The sequence below is a fragment of the Gracilimonas sediminicola genome, assembly GCF_024320785.1.
Classification (GTDB): Bacteria; Bacteroidota; Rhodothermia; order Balneolales; family Balneolaceae; genus Gracilimonas; species Gracilimonas sediminicola.
On the sequence record NZ_JANDBC010000003.1, the window covers coordinates 113,253 to 137,456 of the forward strand.

13 protein-coding genes are annotated in these 24,204 nt (G+C 42.8%); 12 read left to right on the top strand and 1 reads right to left on the bottom strand.

What is annotated here, in order from left to right; all coding sequences use genetic code 11:
• Window positions 1–3 precede the first annotated feature (3 nt).
• The 4 genes from NM125_RS13495 to NM125_RS13510 all read left to right on the top strand — a co-directional run bounded on the left by NM125_RS13495 (window position 4) and on the right by NM125_RS13510 (window position 5,745).
• A complete protein-coding gene (locus tag NM125_RS13495; protein ID WP_255135491.1) occupies window positions 4–1,497 on the top strand; it encodes an amidohydrolase family protein in 1,494 nt (497 codons plus the stop codon).
• 15 nt (window positions 1,498–1,512) lie between these two features.
• Window positions 1,513–2,829: an amidohydrolase family protein gene (locus NM125_RS13500; protein WP_255135492.1), complete on the top strand. Its 1,317-nt coding sequence runs from the start codon at window positions 1,513–1,515 to the stop codon at window positions 2,827–2,829.
• A 234-nt stretch (window positions 2,830–3,063) separates the two neighbouring features.
• On the top strand, window positions 3,064–5,046 hold the full coding sequence (locus tag NM125_RS13505) for a tetratricopeptide repeat-containing sensor histidine kinase (protein WP_255135493.1): 1,983 nt from the start codon (window positions 3,064–3,066) through the stop codon (window positions 5,044–5,046).
• Between the two features lie 75 nt (window positions 5,047–5,121).
• Window positions 5,122–5,745, top strand: a complete 624-nt coding sequence (locus NM125_RS13510; RefSeq protein WP_255135494.1) for a response regulator transcription factor — start codon at window positions 5,122–5,124, stop codon at window positions 5,743–5,745.
• 401 nt (window positions 5,746–6,146) lie between these two features.
• Here the strand turns inward: NM125_RS13510 and NM125_RS13515 are convergent, their stop codons facing one another.
• Window positions 6,147–11,849: a T9SS type A sorting domain-containing protein gene (locus NM125_RS13515; protein WP_255135495.1), complete on the bottom strand. Its 5,703-nt coding sequence runs from the start codon at window positions 11,847–11,849 to the stop codon at window positions 6,147–6,149.
• 260 nt (window positions 11,850–12,109) lie between these two features.
• Here NM125_RS13515 and NM125_RS13520 point away from each other — a divergent pair, with 260 nt between their 5' ends.
• The 8 genes from NM125_RS13520 (at window position 12,110) to NM125_RS13555 (ending at window position 24,088) form a co-directional block, all read left to right on the top strand.
• Entirely contained in the window at window positions 12,110–12,781 is a 672-nt protein-coding gene (locus NM125_RS13520; RefSeq protein ID WP_255135496.1) for a hypothetical protein, read from the top strand.
• A 30-nt stretch (window positions 12,782–12,811) separates the two neighbouring features.
• The gene (locus NM125_RS13525) at window positions 12,812–15,730 is read left to right on the top strand and encodes a sensor histidine kinase (protein WP_255135497.1); all 2,919 of its coding nucleotides are present in this window, start codon (window positions 12,812–12,814) and stop codon (window positions 15,728–15,730) included.
• Window positions 15,731–15,819: 89 nt separating this feature from the next.
• Window positions 15,820–16,458, top strand: a complete 639-nt coding sequence (locus NM125_RS16005; protein ID WP_255135498.1) for a response regulator transcription factor — start codon at window positions 15,820–15,822, stop codon at window positions 16,456–16,458.
• Between the two features lie 212 nt (window positions 16,459–16,670).
• The gene (locus NM125_RS13535; RefSeq protein ID WP_255135499.1) at window positions 16,671–18,041 is read left to right on the top strand and encodes an acyclic terpene utilization AtuA family protein; all 1,371 of its coding nucleotides are present in this window, start codon (window positions 16,671–16,673) and stop codon (window positions 18,039–18,041) included.
• 60 nt (window positions 18,042–18,101) lie between these two features.
• Entirely contained in the window at window positions 18,102–19,136 is a 1,035-nt protein-coding gene (locus NM125_RS13540) for an NAD(P)/FAD-dependent oxidoreductase (RefSeq protein WP_255135500.1), read from the top strand.
• 31 nt (window positions 19,137–19,167) lie between these two features.
• The gene (locus tag NM125_RS13545) at window positions 19,168–20,961 is read left to right on the top strand and encodes an ABC transporter ATP-binding protein (protein WP_255135501.1); all 1,794 of its coding nucleotides are present in this window, start codon (window positions 19,168–19,170) and stop codon (window positions 20,959–20,961) included.
• Window positions 20,962–21,034: 73 nt separating this feature from the next.
• Window positions 21,035–22,300 (top strand): ribonuclease Z, encoded by a 1,266-nt coding sequence (gene rnz / locus NM125_RS13550; RefSeq protein ID WP_255135502.1) that lies wholly within the window; start codon window positions 21,035–21,037, stop codon window positions 22,298–22,300.
• A 12-nt stretch (window positions 22,301–22,312) separates the two neighbouring features.
• On the top strand, window positions 22,313–24,088 hold the full coding sequence (locus NM125_RS13555) for an ABC transporter ATP-binding protein (protein ID WP_255135503.1): 1,776 nt from the start codon (window positions 22,313–22,315) through the stop codon (window positions 24,086–24,088).
• Window positions 24,089–24,204 lie beyond the last annotated feature (116 nt).

A 24,204-nucleotide genomic window follows, 5' to 3' on the forward strand; every position in this document is an offset into this window, starting at 1 on the left:
ACGATGAGTAAACTATTTAATCTATTTAGTTTAAAGAACCTTCGAGCGTGCAACGCTCCTCGAAGCGTTCAGGTTTTAATAAGAACGGTTGCTCAACGCTCGCAGGACCTTCGGACGCTGCGAGGTTTTACATTGGTGTTACTTATTTCCTCAGTATTTGGACTTTCGGTTCAAGCTCAGGAAAAAGGCTCGGTGCTGATACAGAATGCAACGGTTATCACGATTACTGACGGAGATCTCGAGGATACGGATGTGCTCATTCGTGACGGTATTATTCGCGAAATAGGAAAAGACCTGCGTGCCCCCCGAGGCGTTGAAACTATTGATGCGTCCGGAAAATATCTGATGCCGGGTATTATCGATGCCCATTCTCACCTGAATGGAGTTGACATCAATGAAGGGCGCAATCCGGTTACTGCAGAAGTAACCATGGAAGAATCGGTAGATCCTAATGAAGTGGGAATCTATCACGCATTAGCCGGCGGTGCTACCAGTATTCACCTGATGCACGGCTCTGCAAATGTAATAGGAGGTCAGGGCGAAACGCTTAAACTTCGCTACGGTGCCTCACAGGAAGGCATGAAGTTTGAAGATGCTCCAAGAACCATCAAGTTTGCTTTGGGTGAAAACCCGACTCGTGTCCACGGACAGGGCAACGGCATTCAGCCCAGAACCCGAATGGGGGTTGAGCAAGTTATCAGAGGCCACTTCGATGAAGCGATCGACTACAAACGTAAACGAGAGGCTTACCTGAAGGCAAAAGAACAATACGATCGAAGAGGTCGTGGAACTCCTCCAGTACCGGTAGCAAAAAACCTTCGGTACGAAGTGTTAAATGATATCATAGAAGGGGAGATTCTGGTTCATTGCCATTCGTACCGATCTGATGAGATTCTCATGCTGATGCGTGTTTTCAATGATTATGGTGTCAAGAATTATACCTTCCAGCATGCCAACGAGGCGTTCAAGGTAGCACCTGAATTGGCAAAAAACGGAGCACACACTTCGGTATTCTCTGACTGGTGGGCGTATAAGTTTGAAGTGTATTATTCTACCGCTTACAACGCTTCCATTTTGAATGCCAATGGAGTGATTAATTCAATCAACAGTGATAACGATCAGTTGCTCCGAACGCTGAATCATGAAGCAGCAAAGGTAGTCCGATATGGAAATACATCCGTAAACGATGCCCTGAAAATGATCACCTTGCATCCGGCTATTCAACTGGGTATTGATGATCGTGTGGGAAGTATCGAAGAAGGGAAGCACGGTGATGTTGTAATCTGGGATGGACACCCTTTCAGCATTTACAGCAAGGCGGTAATGACTTTCGTTGACGGTAAAAAATACTTCGATCTTGAAAATGATCCTGATGACATGCGTATCCAAATAAATCCGGGAACGGATTTTGAGGACGGTGCTAACCACCGCGAAATCATATCAAGACGAAAAGATGATTCCTGCCTGCAGGATGTATTCATTCTATTTCAAAACTAAACAGGAGACAGAATCATGAAGAAACTCAATATTTTTGTTTTTACAGTTGCTCTGCTGTTTGGATTGAATGCCACAGCGGAAGCACAAATCACCGAAAAACCTGAATTTGGTAAATTTGCCATTACAGGAGCCACCATTCATACCGTAACTAATGGAACCATTGAAGGTGGAGTCATTTTGATTGATGGAGAAGAAATTGTCCAGGTAGGTCAGAATGTAAGAATCACAAACGAATACCAGCGTATTGATGCCTCGGGTAAACACGTTTACCCAGGGTTCATTGACGGCTGGTCAGCTTTAGGATTGGTTGAGGTTTCTGCTGTTGCCGTAACCGTAGATAACCGTGAATTAGGGCGTTTCAACCCTCACATGTATGCATTTACGGCCTTCAACCCGCATAGTGCTTCTGTTCCTGTAACCAGAGTGAGCGGAGTCACAACGGTGATGACTCACCCAAGTTCGGGAAGTATAGCCGGTAAAGGTGCGGTTATGGATTTGTGGGGATATTCTCCGGACTCTATGGCTGTGAAGAAAAGCGGAGCGCTAATCCTGAATCTTCCATCTTCTCAGGGAGGAGGCTGGTGGGATAACCGCTCGGAAAAAGAGATCAAAAAACAATATGAGCAGAACATTAAAGAGATCAATGAGTTCATTGACAAAGCCAAATTCTATCACGAAATGATGGAAGCTTACAATGCAAATCCCTCAGGCAAAACAAAACCTGACTTTGATCCGCGTATGGATGCCATGCGAGAGGTGCTTTCAGGAGATGTTCCGGTTGTGATTCCCGTAAATCGCGAGCAGGAGATACTTGATGCCATAGAATGGACGAAGTCTCATGAGAACATGAACTTTGTTTTCGCGGGCGTTGAAGAAGGCTGGCGGGTAGCGGATGAAATTGCTGAAGCCGGCATCCCGGTTTTAACAACCACTCTTTACACTCCGGCCCGTGACTACGATAACTATCAGCGTCCCTATCAAAACCCCGGTTTGATGGCTGCAGCAGGAGTGAAGGTAGCTATCGTTTCTGACGACACTGAGAATTCACGGAACGCTCCATTCGAAGCCGGATATGCCGCTGCATATGGCTTGGGTAAAGAAGAAGCGATCAAAGCTTTAACTATTAACCCTGCCGAGATTTTTGGTGTGGATGATGTACTCGGATCATTGGAATCAGGTAAACAAGCGAACTTGTTCATCTCTGATGGCGACCCGCTGGAGCCTATGACCAATATTGAGCAAGTATTTATAAAAGGGTATAAAATCCCTATGACAAGCCGCCACACTCAGCTTTATGATGAATTTTTGAATCGTGATGCTGTGAACAAATAGCTTTTTAAGCTTTCGTTATAGTCTCCTTAAGCCCGTTCCAAAATTTGGGATGGGCTTTTTATATCATAGTCACTTATGAAGGCACTTTTTTATAAGGTTGATTTTGTTATTTTCTGCTGTTTAAAAATTCTAAGGGTGTTTTTTACCACATTAAGTCTGATGAACGCGGATTGACATCCAATCCGGAGATTATTGGTTATCAGATTAATTCTGAAATGGAAGCAGGCATTGAGTATGAAATTGAAGGTTAGTAGTTTTTTCGCAGCTGTACTTTTTTTACTGCCGGTTTTGATATTTGCTCAACAGCGTACACCATCCATCAGCCTGCATGAAATTAAAAAGGAAATAGAGCAGCTGGAATCTCAGGATGATAAACTGAGAACCTATATTGAAATGAGTAACCGGTATTTCCGTAATGCTCCGGACTCATTGCTGGTCATTGCAGACGAAATTAATGGGCTTGAAGGCGTTGAAGGAGAAAAGAAGGAAGCGTTCATATCATTCTTGAATGCAAATGCCTACAGGCTGATGAATGCTGATTCAGCTATTTTCTATGCATCCAAAGCGTCCGGTATCCTGCGGGAACTGAAGGAACACGATTCTTACCTGATGATGGAAAACCTTCAGGCTATGCAATATGCCCGAAAAGATCAGTACCTGGAAGCGGAGTCGTTATATCTGGATGCCATTTCTTATCGGAGTGAACTTGAGGATCAAATTGAGTATCCCGTCCAATTTTTCTATGGAAATCTCGGGAATTTATATGTTACCGTTGGGGCGCATGATCTGGCGATAGAGATGTTTGAAAAATTTTTGGAATATGAAGACAGTCCCCCAAACCGATGCAATATCCTGTCTAAGCTGGCAAATAGCTTTATGGAGCTTGATAATATGGATAAGGCAATTTCTACCTTAAGTCCGTGTCTGGAGTACGAAAACCTGCCGCCGCCGATAAAAGCTATAGTTCGTTCCAATTTAAGCACGATGTACAAACAAAAGAACGATATTGACCGTGCCACACAACTCATGGAAGAAGCTACGGCAATCAGTTCCCGGTATCGGATACCCAATATTGGGAACGGGCATTTATATCGTCTCGGTGACCTTTATTTAGAGCAAGGAATGGTTGCAAAAGCGGATTCTGTGGGAAATATCATAAACACTGCTCCGCCTACTGCTTTTTCCAGACCCAATGAGGACATTGTAAAGCATGAGTTTCTTTCAAGATTACATTTTGCCAAAGGGGATTATGAAAAAAGCCTGGAATATTCAGACCGGGCCATTGAATTGGCAAACACCCATAATCTCTTCCAAATGATGAGGAATGTTTATGCTCTGAAAGCCGAAGCCTACGAGGAAATGGGTGATCTGAATAATGCGCTTGTGAATGAGCGCCTTCAACGAAAGCATGAAAAAGAAGTAAACGACAGGAGGAAAGAGCGTAACGATGCCATGCTTTCTGTACGTTATCAGCTGCAGAATAAAGAAGCTCAGCTAATGGACGCCAACCTGGAGATAGAAAACATCAGGCTGAGAAATATGCTGATTATCGTCGGGTTGATATTAATTACCGGCTATATTTTCTATCGATACCGGTTGTACTATCTACTTAAAGAGGAGAAGACCAGGAATCAGATTGCGCGTGATTTACATGATGATTTGAGCGGGACATTGAGCAGTATCAGTTTTTTCAGCGAAGCGGCGCATCGGGTCAATAAAGACCGGGGAGACTCCGAAAGGTTTCTCAATATCATCACCAAAAGTGCTGTTGAGGCCAAGGAAAAAATTAATGACATCATTTGGGCGATCGATCCATCCAAAGATGACTGGTCGGTATTTCTGAAAAAGTGCAAGCGCTTTGCCGCTGATGTGCTGGATAGCAACGACATTGAGTATAGCTTTGATATGGACGATGATTTCAGTTTCCCCGTTGAACTTCAATTTCGTCAGAATTTGTGGCTCATTTATAAAGAGTGTATCACAAACCTGAGCAAGCATGCCCAAGCCACGAAGGTTGAAATCTGCTTAAGAGAGAAGGGGGATCATGTATTTCTTAGTATTTCTGATAATGGCTCCGGTTTTGATCAGGAAAGTCTGAAATCAGGAAATGGTATAGATAACATCCGGTATAGGGCTGAACAAATACAGGGCACAGCCAATCTTAAATCAGCTCCCGGAGAGGGCACGAAATGGACCTTTACGTTCAGTCTATCCTGATTGTACCATAGAACTGCCTGATCAGGTGGTTACTTTTTCTGATTTAATGGCTATATAGCATTAAAAATCCGGCACATGATTAACATTGTAATAATCGAAGACAACAAATATATGAGGGAAGGATGGAAAACCATCCTCGATTTTGAGCAAGACTTGTGTGTAATTGCTGAGTACGAAAGCTGTGAAGATGCCTTTGAAGGTACTCAGCTCGCAAAGGCCAACGTTGTTCTGCTTGATATTCAGTTGCCGGGGATTCATGGCACAGAAGGGGTGAAGATCATCAGGGACAAGTTCCCCCACCTTTCTGTATTGATGGTTACCATTCACGATGATGACGAACGAATATTTAAAGCACTCAAAAATGGGGCGATTGGCTACTTATCCAAGAAAATCTCTCCTGATGAATTAATTGAGGCCGTACATATTGCACAAAATGGGGGATCTCCCATGAGTCCGAATATTGCTCGAAAGGTCATCAATTCTTTTCAGGCTTCGAGTGACGTTGATATTGAACTCTCAGATACTGAGACTCAAGTTCTTACCTTACTTGCTGAGGGCTGTTCCTACAAAGGCATATCCAAAGAGGTGTATCTTTCAGTTGACGGAGTGCGCTATCACATCCGTAATATTTATAATAAGCTGGAAGTGAGCAATAAAAGCGAAGCCGTTGCAAAAGCTTTGCGTGATAAACTTATTTGACGGATATAATAGGTTTATTAAAAAAACCTAATAACTCGAATACTGCATAAGTATGTAGTGTTTGATGAAGAAAAAATATCGATCATAGTGTCGTATCAGAGTTAAAACTGGTTTGGGTTTTTCGGGGTACAATTTACCAAACCGAGTTTTTCTGATTTACTAACCTAAAGAACTGCTAAAGGCCTGTCTTTGAAATGACGGGCCTTTTTGTTTGTATAGCTTATCCAATAAAAGCAGTGAAGAGCAATGAAAACTGAGTTCTTACTATCAGTTACATTCACCGTTACCATTATCCTGATGATATACCTGGAATAATATTACATGGGTTATAAAGACATAAAAAAAGGGCTGCCCGAAAGCAGCCCTTTAAAGTTACTATGTGTTTAACTAAACGCTGAGTTCTATTTTATCAGCATCAGTTTCTTCGTTTGAACGAAGTCACCGGCTACGATTCGGTATATATACATACCACTTGCAAGGGTAGCGGCATCGAACTGTACTTTGTACGTTCCTGCACTCTTACGATCGTTAACCAGGGTCATTACTTCCTGCCCAAGCGTATTGTACACTTTCATTATAACATCACTTGCTTCCGGGATGCCATATTGAATAGTGGTTGTTGGGTTGAATGGATTCGGGTAGTTCTGATCCATATGGAATTTTTCAGGAATAACGTTTTCCTCTTCATTCGAAGTAACAGTAGGATCAATTCCAACAGTGAATGAAACCGCATTCGCCTGGTTGGAGGCTCTGTCCATAATACCGCCTTCGTAATAATTCTCGATTTCGAAATCATCTTCTCTACATACGGTTTCACATGTTTTCAGAGAATCCTCATCGAAAACAAAGTCACCGTTATGCACTACGAACTCGTAACCGGAAACTTCAAGTTCCTGGTTAAAAACAACTTCAAAATACAAGCCCATTGAATCACTTCGGCTGCCTTCACCCATTATGAAATCTCCTTCACTATACTGCTTAAAGTATCGCTTGAAGACATCCTGACGGTAGTGCCATGTTCCTGAAGCAGTATCATAGGCTCCATAGCGCTTGTCAGGTTCAATCAGGTAAACATCTACAAAGATTTCGTCCAGAGCTACTCCGGATCCGGTTTGATCGCCGGCCATTGCATCTCTTACTTTGAACGAAAGGGTGTTCTTATGACCGGATTGAATCATATCTACGAACTGAATATCCTGAGATATTACAGGCTTCTTCTTATCAACTATGAAATCGTAGGTAACATCAAGGCGGTTGCCATTGTTATTAGTTATAACAAAGCGCACAGTATGCAGACCTTCATTTAGGTTGAGGTCTTCGATATCATAATCTGATTCAAGTCTGAGTCCGTTTTCTAATCCATCAGGGAAGTTAGTGTCATACTCCACAATTGAGCCATCAACTATCACCCAGTATTCATCAAAGCTATTTACTTTATCATCTGAAACGGTGATAGAAAGTAAATGATCTTCGTTTACATAAGGTGCATCACTGTCAATGGAAGTATTTACAACTCTCATTGAACCTGGGTTATTGACAATAGCTCCTTCAAGTACCAGGGCAAATCGCATGGCATTGGTAGGGAGGTAGTCCATTGTGAAATGGAACATATTATTGTCGGTATCAATCTGCTTATCAAGAATACCCTGGAAGCTTATATCGGTGTCTCCAACATCGGTAAATCCAACGCAGAGGGCAGCGATTTCATCATCAGTGGATCCATTTTCATTTAGGTCCATGATGTCAGCCGGGTTGTAAGCAATAGAGAAGTTCACTCTACGTCCTTCACGTACAGCATTACTTGTAAATGAATTCAGGTAATAAGCCGTGCCGATCTGACCGTATTGAGCTTCACTGTCGTGCGTAAAGAACAAGCTTGAAGGATCTTCTTCAATCATAAGATTGGCATTTCTGTCAAGCGTATTCTCCTGTATGTCAATCATAAAGTTACCATCTTGCGAAGTAACAGTGCCGCCATTTTGGGCAGCTACACGCTGTACTTCAATGATTTCGCGAGTCATGATGGTTTCACCGGTTGGGAGTACCGTAGTTACGTAAGCAAAAAACTTACCGCCACCGGTAATATCAATGTCATCATCCAAACGAATGGTATTTCCATCAGCTTTGAATCCAAGATAGTTACCATCTATCGCTTCAAGCGGACTGGAAATTCCAAACCACTCTGTATCGGTATAACTGGCCCAGCGTGGGAAAATAGCCCATTCCAGATCATTTAACGTAGAGAATGTATTCTCATCGGCTAAAAGGAACAGACTTACATTGTCATTGGCATTGATCGGTGCGATTTCCACGCGTATGTCGTTGATCTCACCCTTTGCTCTGTAGAGAGAAAGGTCGATATCATCCGAGGTAATAGGGGTGAAAACGCCCTGCATTTGATTTACCTCAGGCCCAGCCTTAGCTCGTACATCTGAGCTTTCGGAATGGTTGATCATGATGGTGGTAGAGTTTTGATACTCCGACTCGTACAACTCTTCATTTTCACCGGCTGTTAATCGGAACATCAGGTTACCTAACGGTAACTGGAAATCTTCCAGGTTCATCATGGCCTGTTTGAAGCCATCATAGCTGGCGCTGGTATAGTAATCGAAATCACCATCTTCGATGACCGAAACCTGCTCATAGGTAGCTCCACTATCGGTAGAAACTTCCAGAATGGCCGTTTGTGTATGTGGAGTTGCCTGTACGTAAATATCACCGTGTTCGTCACTTAAACCGGTAATGTGAGCTCGAGGACCAACAGCTGTAAATTCAACTGTTCCCGCTTCGTAGCGGTTTCCAAAGTCATCGATCAGGTACATGGTAAGTACATAAACAGCACCCGGATCTAAATCATCCACGTCCAGTTCATATGTTGCTCCGGCACCTGTCATAGTAGCTATGGTTTGATCCTGAGAAGAACGGAAGGCGTCATAATCGCCCGGTTCTCTTGCAGCACCTCTTCGGATATCCAAAACAGCCCGATTGAAGTCGTTTTCTTCTTCATCCAGCTCAAAACCGATCGTTACCATACCGCTCCATACGTTGAAGTCTGTGAAAGACTGAGAATCCCAGTCATCAGAATTAACAGGAGAGGAAGGGTGCTCAATCGACATGCCGTTAACTGCTATGGTTCCTGATGGGGAGATATCGTCATAGAAAACTTCGATAGTGGCTACCGCCATCGGGTCATCCATATTACCAGTGATATTCTGATAAATACCCGCTGAGTCAAAACCAACCGCACGGAAAGTGAATACCCCTTCCACATTGTCGATATCGAACAGGGTTTCCAGTGTGGCCTCATCTACATCGGTTGTGAAGATGCCATCGGTTGTTTCCACAATAACAGAATCAATAAGAACCCAACTGGTATCCGCGTCTTCTTCTACCATAGGATTGGTGGCAACGAATTTACCTTCGAAAAGGGTACCGTAGGCATCTCCGCCATTTTCTGCTGATAACGTAATATCCTCGCTGCCGTGCAAGGTATTGTCCGGCTGTTCAAGAATAGCCACACGTTCGGTTGTGCCGTTATGTGTGTTGTCAATACGCAGGGCATAGGAGGTGTCCGCAACGGTTACCTGGGTGCCATCAAATCGATCATATTCAAAACCGTATGTGACGGTTCGAAGGAGGTAATCACCATCAGCCAAACCTGTAGTCAGGAATGGATAGGTATAATCACCGGCTCCATCCAGAGAATCTACCGGCAACGTCACCAGCTCAGAATAAGTAGTATCCGTTTCGGTATAGGTACCATACTGGATCATGACGCTGTCAACCAACTCGCGGTCGCTTTGCAGATCAAGATCCAGTTCAAGCGTATCGCGAACGGTGTTATTAGCAAAACCATCAAGTAATGCTACCCATGGTTGTGCATTATTAAAAATCTGGATAGTTCCTACATCAGGAGTACCGATGTAGTTTTCATTCTCGTTACCAAACACGTCAATGAAGTTAACGGTGATGTCACCAGACCCTGGAGTCAGGTCAACATCTACGTCCATATCATTATCCGGAATGGCAAACTCTACTGTGTAGGTATCCGATGTTTGAGCGGTGATTTCTCCAACAATAGTTTCACCACCGTAATCTAATTCAAATTCGGCACCATCGGCAGCAATGTCATCCGCATAATGGGTGAATTCAAGCGTAAGTACACCACCGGCATTAATCGGAGGGTAATTGCCGTCCGCGTTATCGGCGAGGATGTCAATACCGTTTACTTCCGAAAGAATATAGTCAGCCGATACGTTATCTACGTTGACCGGGAAGTACATAGGCATGCTGTTATTGCCCAGATTATCAGTAGAAATAACGCGGAATACGACCATGCCATCAAACAACTCGTTAGTCAGATCTCCGTCATAATCTTCCGAATCGAAAGAGAAGCGGAAAGGATATTCCGTAAGAAAATCGACATTGAAGAAATTCGTGGTAGAGTCGATAAGTACCCGTTGCACATCCACATCCAATTCGTTCAGATCATCATCTGTTGAGTTGAATTGAACTCTGGTGTTGTCACCGGTTATATAATCGGTTCCGCCAAAATCAATAGCATCAAGCAGAGCCATTGTGAGTGAGGGTGCTGTAGTGTCGTAAAAAACCGGGTTGGCCCTGGTATTAAATGTAGAACCATCGGCATCGGAAACGACCGCCCGTACATAATACATGCCGCCATCGGTAAGTCCGAGGCTCGCCGGAGTATCAAACACATCATTCAGAACAGCATCATCCAGGGTGTAGGTCGTATCAATATTACCTGCACCAAAGTTTGGATCGGATGAAAGCTGAATGGTTGCTCCGGTGTATTCACCTTCTTTGTCCGGAGTAAGCTGAACCGTCAGATTATTATTGAAAGCTGTATGTGGATAAGGCTGCATCAGGAAGTAATCATCGGTATTGAAATCGATGATATCCACATTCTCGGTATCAGAGCCGCTGTTTCCGGCAGCATCGGTAACCTCCAGGGTAATATTGCCATTACTTTGAGTATAAGGCTTAAGATTTACATTGAAGATAAATAAGGTATCACCCTGAACGGTTAGTCGTCCGGCATCATCATGTTCTTCGATAGTACCTGAGAAGAGATCGCCAAACAAGGTAAGGTCTAAGTTGTAGTCATCTCTTAAGCTGTCTGAACTTAGGTAAGTATCCCGCACATCATAAATGAGCGTATTTACCCCGGTATTTGCATTAGGAACAACATCAAAACCGGGAGCGGCTCCATCAATAGTAAGTAATTGAACCGTTGGTGCGGTGTTGTCGTTAACCAGAATTGTTTGACTCTGAACGGAGGTATTTGCAGCTCCATCGGCCACATCAAGGTCGATATCAACACTCACAGCAGACTGAGGTACGTACTCAGTAAGATCAACCAGGAAGGTAAAGTCATAATCCAAAGAATCATTTCTCGTGGTATCAATAAGAGTGCCATCGGTAAGGAACTCGGCGATTGTACCGGTCAAATGAAAAGTAGTATCCGTTGTCCCATTTTCAAAAATGGCTAAATCGAGCTCAAAATCAGAGTTTGAGAAATCAATGAAGTCATCCTGGATATTTACTCTAAGAGTATCACCTCCAATTCGGGGTTCGTTAATACCAGAATAGTTATCAAGTCCATATCCTGCCAGAGTTGGAGCATCAGTATCTACATATACATCGATGTATATTTGTCCGTTTGCAGTCTGATCACCACCACCGGAAGTATTGTCATCATCTGTATAAGCAATTAGTTCTACAGTATAATAGTTGGAAGGATCAGTAAGTACGCCTTCAATCTCATCACCATTCAACAAGAATGAGCTTGGAACATCTGATTCTAAAGGTGCTACGTTCGGCGAACCTAATGTTTTAATTAATACGGAAGTTAATGTATCACCTCCTTGTTCAAAAACTCTTACTTCTATGTAATCCAGCGAGTCAGCGGCTGGATCTAAAGAGTAAGAAAATGTAACATCGCTTCCTGTCGGACCTAAAATTATATTTGCTGAAGGTGCCGTAAAGGAACTTGTAAATACTCCATCCTGGGCGAAAGCGGTTCCGCTTCCCAGAATAAGTATAAAGATAGCATACAGAAATGGTAGAATTCTGGATCTCATGGTATCCCCTTGTATTTTATTATTTGTTTAGTAACCCCTAATCGATCGAGATGAGCGTACCCACTTTTTATTCGCTCTCTATGTATAGATTAGATTGTGATGTTATATGTACCGAAAAAAAATTAATTGATCACCGCCTGTTTATGCAGTATTCAATTAAAGAATTACTGTAATGTGTGAATCTTATTTCAATGAGTCAAATTATATATGTGTTACCGCTACTTTAAGTAAAATAAAGCAGGTGTAATCTTTGGTAACTCATGCCAGCTTCTCTTTCTCTTGATTTATTGAGGATTTACAGCGTACTTCAAACAACATACCTATGCGGTGAAAAAAGTATTATTTATCCGCTTTTTGTTTGCACATTCAACAACAAATCTGAAGATGGGGTAATATTTATGAAAAACTATGTATTGGTGTTAATGGCAGTATGTTATTCGGTGAGTATTCAAGCACAGGTTAAAATGGATAGCTTAGTAGTTGGAGTAAATCCTGATTTTGTTCAAACTAATACCGTCAACTACTTTAATGGGGATGGGCCTGATAATTTTAAAAATTCTTTAGAAACAGACGTCAACGTTTACTTATCAAAGAAGTTTTTGATCTGGAGAAGATCATTACAGGGAGCTTTTAAGAATGAAAAAGAAGGAGTGTCCTCTGAATTACCGATTGGTGATACAAGAGAAATAGTGAATTTTGAGCTTGATGATAATTTAATCATTGAAATGCCATTTGAGGCCTTTTTTGAAAATGGAGAATATGTTGGAGTTAAAATTGTTTTTGGTCATGCTATTGAAGCAGAAAAAACAGCGATAATTTTCAAAAATGATGAAACAGTTCAAATAGTCTTTACGATCATAGGGATAGATGAGAGTCATAATTTTCATATACAGGGGCATATTTGTAATCCTTTGGACACAGAGTGTGACTAACATCATAAAAGCCCTTACTACTATTAGCCCATGAAATTCATCAAATTAGCAGTTGGAGCTTTAGCTTTAATTTGCAGCACAGCCCCATCTGTTGGTCAAGGTTTTTCGTTTCAAACGTACTACTCGCCGGAATTTTATGGCCAGTCTGGACAGAAAGGCCACCCTCAAAACTGGACTGTCTACCAAGATTCAAATGGATATATTTACACAGGCTCTGGTAATGGATTAAATTTTTTTGATGGTTTAAATTGGGGTTTTGATCATATAGGGGAAAGAGGAAGAGGGCTTTCTTTTTTTGAATCATCGAATAAGAACATCTATGTAAGTGGCTCAACAAATTTTGGGAAACTCATTCCTGATTCACTCAATCGGATAAAGTACCAGTCTATTTCAGATCATTTTTATAGTAAAAATGCTGAGCACCCTTCAGTTTGGAGCATTTACGAAATTGATGGCAAGATTTACTTCTGTCATTTAGATGGCATTGGAGTGTATAATCCCTCTGAAAAAACTTTCTCAAATTTTCAGGCAAATGAGAGGTTTGGGAGAGCCTCTTTTCTTAAGGATAATACCATTATTATAGATGGAGATTCAGGTTTGTGGGCTTTCAATGGTAGCTCTTATTCCAAGGTTTCAGGCTCTGAAGTATTAGGAGAAGCGCGTTTACTTTTTGGGATAAAAGTCGGTGCAGAAAAATATCTTCTTGGAACTATAGATAAGGCTGGTACAAAAAGCGAGTTATGGGTTTATGATGGAAAAGAAATACAATCTTTTGATACCGAAGTTTCTTCTTATTTGGAAGAAAAACTACTTTTTGATGCCATTCTAATTGATAGTCAAACCATTGCTATAGCTACTATTTACGGTGGAGTAATTTTTACAAATGAAGACGGAGAGATTCTCAAAGTTTTTAATGAAAAGACCGGGCTTTACACTAATTCTGTATTTGACTTGTTTCTTGACCGTGAAAAAACTCTTTGGATGGGGTTAGCGGAAGGAATTCAAACCCTTCAATTAAATAGCCACATTCAAAACTACTCGGAGTGGGCAGGAATTGAGGGAGATGTAACCGATATAGCTGTTGAAGGAGACAATATGTTTGTATTTGCCTATCCACATATTTACAGAAAGGAACTGGCAGTCCCGGAGAACGTCCTATTATTTAAACCTATTGATTATCAGGGACAAATTGCCGGCTTTGTCACCTTTAGAAACCGTGTGTATCTGTATGACAATACAGGACTTTATGAAATTGGTGTAGATGGAACCTTAACCAGTTTATATCAGGGACCGATTTTAGAGCACATTGAGAAAGCAAAGGAGGAAGAGACTGTTTCATTTATTACGCCTACAAACATATTGATTTTTGATGGGTTACGGTTCAGAAGCCGGGAATTCTCAGCCGGAAATGAAATCGGATACGCCGTGAAGTATAAGCAAGAGGTCTTTGTAACAATTGGCCACAAAACTGGAGGCACAGGAATAGCAAAAATCCAGGACGGAAAACTGAATACAGTTCCTGTTAAGTTTGACAGTTCCAATGTGATAAGAATTATTAAGATTGGAGTTTTCGACGGTAAACTATATGCCGGTGCTGAGGGAGGTGGTAGCAATTCGGGCTTGTATGAATATCATTCTGATGATCAGGTATTCCGGAAAAGTGAATTTCTTGGTGAACATCCTGATTTTCTAAACAAACAAGTCTATAATTTTGAGCAGTGTTCACAAGAAGTGATATGGTTTACAGCGAATAAGAAAATATTGAAGGTCAAAGAAGTACAGAATGAATGGAGAGTTTATGAATCTCCCTATCAACAAGTAAGCAAGAACCCGAAGTATACGATGAGGTGCGCAGAAGGCGGCATTTGGATTGGAAGTACAAATAACTTGTCCTTCATTCCCAATAAAGAATGGAATTTTAAATCTGAATTTCGAACCAATATTACTGGAATCTATATTCGTAATGACTCGCTGATTTATGGAGGCTTCGGTGAACCGCAGCAGCCCATTGTTTTACCCTATGCCAATAACGAGCTCAGGTTTAGTTATGCAGCTGCCAGTTATGTGGCCCCTGACCGGAACCAGTACCAGGTGAAGCTGGAAGGATTTGATTCAGACTGGAGCACATGGACGTCCGAAACCCAGAAAGATTATACCAACATCCCGGAAGGGGAATATATGTTCAGGGTCCGCAGTAAGAATGTGTATGATGTAGCAGGGATTAGTGATGCTATTCCGTTTGAAATCCTCCCACCCTGGTACCGAACCTGGTGGGCCTATTTGTTATACACGTTTACCATTGCAGGGATTTTATACCTGGCTTATAAAATCAGGATTAATCAGATTCTTCGGGTACAGCGAATACGGAATAATATTGCCAGCGATCTGCACGATGAAGTAAGCGCCACGCTTAGCAGCATCAGTTACTTTGCAGAGGCTATTAAAAGCGATAAACTGAAAAAAGACAAAAGCCGGTTTGTTAACTTAATTGCCAACAGCGCGGATGACGCCAAAGAAAAAATCACCGACATCGTGTGGGCTATAAACCCGGAGCACGACGATTGGCTGTCTTTTCTTTCAAAGTGCCGCCGTTTTACGTCAGATCTGTTGGAAAGTAAAGAGATGGACTATAGCCTCAAGATTGATGAGTTCATTCCCGGTAAGCTGGACATGCAATTACGTCAACATCTGTGGCTGATCTTTAAGGAAATGGTAACCAATGCCGTACGTCATTCACAAGCTACACAGCTGGATGTAATCATGAAGTATGAAGACGGCGAGTTAAAACTGGTGGTTCAGGACAATGGAGAAGGCATGGATGTGGACAACGTTCGAAAAGGGAACGGGCTGGTAAACATCCACAAACGGGCTGAGCAGATAAACGGAGAAATTTCTCTGAAAACATCCGAAGGATTTGGAACCCGTTGGATGTTAAAAGTTCCTCTTTAACCAAGACCACATAAGTATGTAGTATGTTTTTCGGTGGAACGGGCTATATTTAAAGCAGTAAACATCTTACAAAGTAACAAGGGCTTATCGTGATAAAAGTTGGTATCGTAGAAGACAATGAGTACATGCGGGAAGGGTGGGAGACCTTCATCGACCATGAAAGGGATTTAACGGTAATTGGAAGTTTTGGTTCGTGTGAAGAAGCCTTTGAATCAGATGCCATCAATAAAGTGGATTTGATGATTATGGATATTGGTCTGCCGGGAATGACCGGCATTGAAGGAGTTAAGTACATGAGAGAAAATCATCCTGATGTAAACATTATCATGGCAACGGTTCATGATGATGACGACCACATTTTCGATGCTTTGAAAGCAGGGGCCGTTGGGTACCTGATGAAAAAAGTTACTCCTGATGAAATGGTACATGCTATTCGGGATGCTCATGAAGGCGGTTCTCCAATCACCCCAAACATAGCGCGAAAAGTGATAGCCACCTTTCAAAAGGCAGCAGATCTGGAAGAGGAATTGTCGGATCGGGAAATTCAAATTCTGAAAGAGCTGGCCACGGGTCGCTCGTATGCCGCCATTGGGAAGAAGATATTCTTGTCAGTGGATGGCGTCCGGCATCATATCCGGAACATTTACCAGAAACTGGAAGTGCATTCCCGTTCCGAAGCCATCGCAAAAGGCATTACCCGCCATATCATTGATCCTGACAACGACTAACAGCTCTGTATTCTGTTAGAACCACATTGTTATGCGGTTACATTTAGAGCCTCCCTTTTTAGCTTGGACGCAGTTAGTCCTTCCAGACTATACTAACCTAATACACTAAAGCTCTGTCTTTTGATAAAGACGGAGCTTTTTTAATTTCACATGCAGCGAAAATATCCCGATATTCAGCGCGAATTTCAGATGTATAAACCACGCAGCTTTTTATGAAAGATTTTATTCGCATCGCATCGGGACAAGGCTTTTGGGGCGATCTGCCCAACGCACCCGTCAATCAGGCAAAAAAAGGGCCCATCGATTACCTGGTGATGGATTACCTGGCGGAAGTAACCATGTCGATCATGCAAAAACAACGCATGAGAAATGCTGATTGGGGATATGCCCGCGATTTCGTGAATGTTGTGGAACAGGTTCTTCCTGAAATCAAAAATGATGGAATTAAAGTAATCAGCAATGCCGGGGGAGTGAATCCGATGGCTTGTAAGGATGAAATCCTGAAAGTAGCAAAAGAAAAAGGCTATACCGGTTTAAAAGTTGCCGTTGTAAACGGCGATGATATTCTAAGCAATATTGATGAATTGATTTCAGACGGTCATGAGCTGAAAAATATGGACGATGGGCGTCCTATTTCTGAAATAAAGGATGACCTGCTTAGTGCTAACGTATATTTTGGCTGCCAGCCTATCGTAGAAGCTTTAGAGGCCGGGGCTGATGTGATCATCACCGGAAGAGTAACTGACACCGGGCTTACACTCGCGCCCATGATCCATGAATTTGGATGGAAAGCGGACGATTTTGATAAAATGGCGGTAGGAACTATTGCCGGACACATTATAGAATGCGGAGCCCAGGTGTCGGGCGGTAATTTCACCGATTGGGAAAAGGTGGATGATTTCACAGATATCGGATTCCCCATTATTGAAGCCTATCCGAACGGGGACTTCTTTGTTACCAAGCATGAAAACACCGGCGGACTTGTAAGTGAGATGACCGTGAAAGAGCAGTTGTTGTATGAAATAGGAGATCCTTCAGAATATATTACTCCGGATGTAATTGCTGATTTTACTTCTGTTAAGGTTGAAGAAACCGGAACAAACCGGGTAAAAGTGACCGGTATCAAAGGCCGACCCGATACACCTACTTATAAAGTATCAGCCAGTTATAATGACGGATTTAAACTCTCCTCAACATTGGTTTACTGCTGGCCGGATGCTTTGAAAAAAGCCGTAAAAGGTGCTGAAATCCTGGAGAAAAGAGCGGAAGCACTTGGGCTGAATTTCGATGAATTCAACAAAGAGTACATTGGCTATAACGGAAATACAGAGGCTCCGGTAACAGAAGAAGCCCTAAATACAGAGTTCGATGAAATCCAGATGCGGGTCTCGGTTTCGGGAAAAAGCAAAAATGATTTAAATCGCTTTGGGATGGAAATAGCACCTCTTATCTTAACAGGCCCAAGCGGTGTAACCGGTTTTGCGGGAGGGCGGCCCAAGGCAAGCGATGTGGTAGCTTACTGGCCGGCTTTATTAGACAAGGATGCTGTGAGTCCTAAAGTCACCTTATTCGAAATTAAATAATTAATCATCATCAAAGCGCAAAATCTGATGGTTTTGTGCAAGAGTTAAAAAAGAAAAATAATGAAGATTGCGGTTATTGGAGCAGGAATCTCAGGATTAACAGCCGGACGTGAGTTAGCAAATGCCGGCCACGAAGTTGTTGTATTTGAAAAGAGCGGAGGCTATGGAGGCAGGCTGGCCACTCGTTATGCCGGTAAAGATAATGCCCAAAAGCTGGATCACGGAGTATCATTCTTTACAGCGGAGTCTTCGGAATTCAAAAAACTGGTTACCGAACTGGCAGCGAAAGATATTATTACAACCTGGGAAGGCAGCTATGCAACCAGAAATGAAAACGGTAAGGTAACTTTTCGGGAGAATAACTCGCCTTATTACTACGCGCCCAAAGGAATGAACACCGTTGGCAAATATCTGGGAAGGAATCTCGATATCCGACTAAATGAAAAGGTGGGTGGGCTTACACATATTGGTGAAAACCGCCGCAAGAAGAAAAGCTGGATGCTGAATTTCCCCACCGCATTAACAGAAAGTGCGGATGCGGTTATCATATCAGCACCGGCCCGCCAGGCTTATGCACTCCTTAATACCACCATCGATGAAATCGAAACGCTGAAACTGGTTCGTGAAATTGATGAAGTGGAATACGAGTCTCAGTTTACTTTGATGGCCGGTTTCGATGAAGCAGACATGCCTGAATGGAATGCGCTTGATTGTGAAGATGATGTAATTGAATTCATTTCCAATGAAACTACCAAGAGAAATGAGGGAGAGGTGAAAACACTGGTTGTTCATACTACCTCGGAATTTGCGAAGAAGCATATGCATGGCGACCGTGAAGTGGTAGAAGAGCTGATTACGGATAGACTGACAGAAATATTAGGAGGCTGGGCAGCCCTCGCTGATTGGAAACAGGTGCATTTTTGGAGATACAGCCGGGCCGTAAATCCCTTGCCGCACGACTTTATGGAAATTAGAGGAAACGACGACACTCCATTAGCTTTGGTTGGGGCTTATATGAACGGTAACACCGTTGAATCGGCATACCTTTCAGGATTGAAGCTCGGAAAACACTGGATTCAGCAATTCGCCGACTAATTAAATTTGAAGCCATTAAACCGGATTAGGTTTGGGTGCTATAAAACAACTTAACAGGTACCTTAAAAAGTACAAGGGCACGATGATACTGGGTGCCCTCTTCCTGACTGCATCTAATGCATTTCTTGTCTGGATACCGGTGCTCATCCGGCAAACCATGGATGAAGTAGAGAGAATAGGAGCAGAGGGATTTGATGTGCCCTCCAGCATCGTTCAAACCCTCTTTACCACCGAAGCGTCCAAGCTGCTTGCAACCAATTCCCTGATTCTTATTGGTGCGGTTGTGATGTATGGTATTCTGCTATTTGCTACCCGTCAAACCCTTATTGTAACTTCACGAAGAGTAGAGTTCGATATTCGCAACGATATTGTTGAAAAGCTGATGAAACTCCCACAGCGTTATTTTGCGGAGAATTCTTCCGGTGAAACCTATGTGCGGGCAACGGAGGATGTTGGTAAGGTCCGTGATTACTACGGGCCGGTTATCATGTATAGTATCAACACTATTACACGTGCCGGTTTTGTATTGACCATGATGTTTTTGGTGAATCCAACTCTTACATTGTGGGCACTGATTCCTCTTCCGCTCATTTCAATTTTTGCTTACTGGATTACCGGGTTCATCCACACGCATTCCACCATTATTCAGGAGCAGTATTCTTCCTTAGCCGGCAGGGCAAAGGAAACCTTTTCAGCCATCAGGCTCATAAAAGCGTATAACCGCATTGATAATGAGCAAAAGTTATTTGAGAATGAAAGTGAGAAATACCGAAAGAAAAAGCTCCGGTTAGACATGATTGAGTCCATGTTTCATCCTGCGCTCAACTTCCTTATCGGGATCTCTTTACTTATTGTGATATGGAAGGGAGGAGAAATGGTGATTGCCGGAACCATTACCGTTGGTAATATCGCTGAGTTCTTAATTTATGTGGCCTATCTGATTTGGCCGGTTGCTGCTCTGGGTTATACCACCAATCGTTTTCAGCGTTCACTGGCATCCTGGAATCGCATTGAAGAGCTGATGAATGAACCGATTGAAATTAAGAGCTCGGACGACCAGATTGATCGTGAAATAGAAGGGCACATTGAGTTCAAAAACATAGGCTTCAAATATCCGGATACCGATGAAATGGTGCTCAGGAATGTCAGCTTCGAGATTAAACCCGGAGAGAACATTGCCATTGTAGGCCGAACCGGTTCAGGTAAAACAAGTTTGGTACAGCTGATCCCCCGTCTTTTCGATCCGGTGGAAGGGGAAATTTTGATCGACGGGGTTAACTTGAAAAACTGGTCGCTTGGTCGTTTGAGGGAAGCCATTGGTTTTGTTCCTCAGGAAACATTTTTATTTTCGGATACCATTGGAGAAAACATAGCCTTTGGGGTAGATAACGCTTCGGATGAGCAGATTGAAACCGCTGCAGAAAAAGCGCAGGTTAAAGAGAATATTTTGGATTTTGAGAAAAAATTTAAGACTATGCTTGGCGAGAGGGGTATCACATTGTCAGGTGGTCAAAAGCAAAGGACAGCAATAGCAAGAGCACTGATTAAAGACCCCAGGATTTTAATTTTTGATGACTCACTGAGTGCGGTAGATACAAAAACAGAAGACGCAATATTAAAACACCTCAGGCAAGAGTTAAGCGGACGCACAACCATCATGATTAGTCATCGTATTTCTACTATAAAGGATGCTGACAAAATATATTACATAGAGGAAGGACACATTGTAGAGGAAGGCACACACGAAGAGTTGTTGGCTAAAGATGGCAGATATACCGCTATGTACAACAAACAGATATTAGAACAAGAATTGGCAGAAATATAAGTTATCAACCGGGGCCAATTGTATGAAAGCAACGCCCCAATAAAGAAAACATACATTACGGGAGATCAGAAAAATGATTGTAGTACCTTTAGGAGTAGCTTCAGCAACCCCAACCGCTGTAAGACACTTACCCTCAGTAGCTTTATGGAGAGAAGGAAGTGTATTCCTTTTCGATTGCGGTGAAAATGCACAAATGCGCATGCTTCAGGCAGGGATAAAGCGTTCAAAAATTGAAGCCATTTTCATTTCACACTTTGACGTGGATCACTTTTCAGGCTTACTTGGCCTGTTGGCAACCCTTCAGCTTCAGCGTCGGGATAAACCCCTTACCATTGTTGGCCCGAAAGGCATCAAAGAATATGTGGAATGGAATCTCAAGTTTTCACAAATAGATCCGGTATATGAAATCAACTTCCATGAAATAGAGGAAGATATTGAAGAAGTGGACCGGGTATTCGATGCAGATGAGTACTATGTAGAAGCTCGCCCATTGAACCATACCAAATTTTGTGTGGGTTTCCGTTTCCAGGAGAAAGATCGACCCGGAAAGGTTGATGCCGAAAAAGCAGAGAAAATGGGCATCTCCAAAGATGAGCAATACAAAGCTCTGAAAGCAGGAGAGGATGTAACCCTGGAAGATGGCACTGTGGTGAAATCTCATGATATTGTTGGACACCCGCGCCCGGGTGATAGTTTTGCGTATGTAACGGATACGGAATACACACCCAATGCCGTGAAGCTGGCGATGAACACCAATATTTTATATCACGAAGCAACCTTCGGTAAAGATCTTGACGACAAAGCCCGTGAAACCGGTCACTCGTCAACAGCTGATGCTGCGCGGGTAGCAACGGAAGCCCAAACCAAGCTTCTGGTTATTGGACACTTCTCGGCCCGATATACAAATGCACACGACTTACTCCAGGAAGCCAGGGATGGATTTTACCCGGCCTGGTTGGCTAATGAGTTACGCCCCATTTTCACGGATCCAACCCATGAGCGTGGAATTATCACGCCTAAGGTGGAGATCAACGAGCTGAATAAAAAGTCCGGTGGCGGCGGTAAAAATTACAAAGGCCGTAAGAGCAGCAAAGGCGGTGGGAAGAAGAATTTTCGAAGTCGAAAAGGCGGAAGTTCCAGCCGTGGAAAAAGCAGTTCGCGTGGGAACCGAAGCAGCAGCTCAAATCGTTCTAATAGCGGAAAAAGCAATTATAAGCGCAAAACGTACGGAAGCAGTACGTACAGCGCGAACATTAAAGACAAAAAAGACGATTCTGATTCAAGCTCAAGGCGGAAGATCACTCCGAGATCTTCCTATGATGACTTTGACAGATTCTAATCAACATAGCTTGTGAGCAATAAATCAAATTCTGAAGCCGTCGATACCACACTGATTCGGCGGCTTTATTTTTTTCTAAAACCCTACCGAGGATACGTACTACTCGCCATTGGCCTTACACTTTCGGCTTCCTACCTGGGGACTATCCGGCCTAAACTTACCCAAATAGCCGTTGATGAGTATATTGCTACCGACGATTTTGAAGGTTTATGGTGGATTATCACGCTTCTGGGAGGGGCTTTGTTGGGTGAATTCATCCTGCTGGTTTTTAATACCTACCTGACCAGATGGTTTGGGCAAAATTCACTGTACTCCCTTCGTAATACGGTGTTCAAAAAAATACAGACGCTCAATGTTCAGTTCTTTGATAAGAATCCCATTGGCCGGCTGATTACCCGAACCACCAGTGATATTGAAGCCCTCAGTGAACTCCTTTCAGATGGCGTAGTTACCATAATCGGGGATATGTTTCGGATTATCTTCATCCTCTATTTTATGTTTAGCATGAACTGGGAGCTAACGCTGGTCACATTAACTGTACTCCCTATACTTTTCTATGCTACCTTTTGGTTTAAGGCCAAAGTCAGGGTTACGTTTCTGGAAGTGCGAGACAAAATCGCCCAGCTGAATTCTTTTGTCCAGGAACATATCAACGGGATGGATGTGGTTCAGCTTTTCAACCGGGAGGAAAAGCAGCAGGAAAAATTTAGAAAAATCAATGCAGGTCACCGTGACGCATACATTGAAACCATTTTCTACTTTGCCATATTCTGGCCCATTGTTGAAGTAACAGCCAGTTTGGCTATGGCCCTCATTGTATGGTATGGTGGTGCCAGGGCGTTAATGGATGGCGTAACCTTTGGTGTGCTGGTAGCTTTCATTCAGTATGCCCGTCAGTTTTTCCGTCCTATTCAGGGATTGTCTGAGAAGTTTAATACGCTGCAATCGGCACTGGCTTCATCGGAACGCATATTCAGTGTACTGGACACGGAAACCAAAGTGAAGGAGACCGATAATCCCAAACAGATTGAGAAACCTCAGGGTAAAATTGAATTTGAAAATGTTTGGTTTAAATACAACGAAGATGAAGAATGGATTCTCAAAGACATCTCGTTTGTGGCGGAACCCGGAGATGATATCGCACTTGTTGGCGCTACGGGAGCCGGGAAAACGACTATCATAAACATTCTTATGAGGTTTTATGATATCCAGAAAGGAAGCATAAAACTGGACGGAGTAGATATCCGTGATCTGACCCTTCATGATCTGAGATCACATTTTGGGTTAGTACTTCAGGATAATGCGCTGTTTTCAGGTTCCATACTGGATAACATCACTTTGGGACATCCGGATATTACCAGAGAGCAAGTAATTGAAGCCGCTCACAAAGTGGAGGCCCACCGGTTCATAGAAAAACTACCTGAAACATACGATTATGTACTGCAGGAACGGGGAGCTTCACTTTCAATGGGACAAAGACAGCTGATTTGCTTTGTTCGTGCTCTGGTGTACGATCCTGAAATTTTAATTCTGGACGAGGCAACCTCCAGCGTAGATTCTGAAACCGAAGCACTGGTTACCGAATCGAGCCGCTTGATGATGGAAGGGCGAACTTCAATTGTTGTGGCCCACCGCTTGTCCACCATACAACATGCCGACCGCATTTTGGTAATGCATAAAGGGGTGATCAGAGAATCAGGCAGTCACCAGGAGCTTATCCTTCAGGAGAACGGTATCTATAAAAAGCTGTATGAGCTTCAGTATAAAGATCAGTTGGTGGCCGGTTAACGATTTCACGGAACAACAGGTTTTATGAATTGTTCAATAAGGTAGGCGTCCTAAAATTAGGCCGTAAATCACTCGAAAATTAAGCACGCGAATTTGTATTTTCAGAAAAACCAAAG

Bases quoted from the DNA above. Each gene is read 5' to 3' on its own strand.
- NM125_RS13495 (WP_255135491.1), top strand. From the start codon at position 4: ATGAGTAAACTATTTAATCTATTTAGTTTAAAGAACCTTCGAGCGTGC.
- NM125_RS13500 (WP_255135492.1), top strand. From the start codon at position 1,513: ATGAAGAAACTCAATATTTTTGTTTTTACAGTTGCTCTGCTGTTTGGA.
- NM125_RS13505 (WP_255135493.1), top strand. From the start codon at position 3,064: ATGAAATTGAAGGTTAGTAGTTTTTTCGCAGCTGTACTTTTTTTACTG.
- NM125_RS13510 (WP_255135494.1), top strand. From the start codon at position 5,122: ATGATTAACATTGTAATAATCGAAGACAACAAATATATGAGGGAAGGA.
- NM125_RS13515 (WP_255135495.1), bottom strand. From the start codon at position 11,849: ATGAGATCCAGAATTCTACCATTTCTGTATGCTATCTTTATACTTATT.
- NM125_RS13520 (WP_255135496.1), top strand. From the start codon at position 12,110: ATGCCAGCTTCTCTTTCTCTTGATTTATTGAGGATTTACAGCGTACTT.
- NM125_RS13525 (WP_255135497.1), top strand. From the start codon at position 12,812: ATGAAATTCATCAAATTAGCAGTTGGAGCTTTAGCTTTAATTTGCAGC.
- NM125_RS13535 (WP_255135499.1), top strand. From the start codon at position 16,671: ATGAAAGATTTTATTCGCATCGCATCGGGACAAGGCTTTTGGGGCGAT.
- NM125_RS13540 (WP_255135500.1), top strand. From the start codon at position 18,102: ATGAAGATTGCGGTTATTGGAGCAGGAATCTCAGGATTAACAGCCGGA.
- rnz (WP_255135502.1), top strand. From the start codon at position 21,035: ATGATTGTAGTACCTTTAGGAGTAGCTTCAGCAACCCCAACCGCTGTA.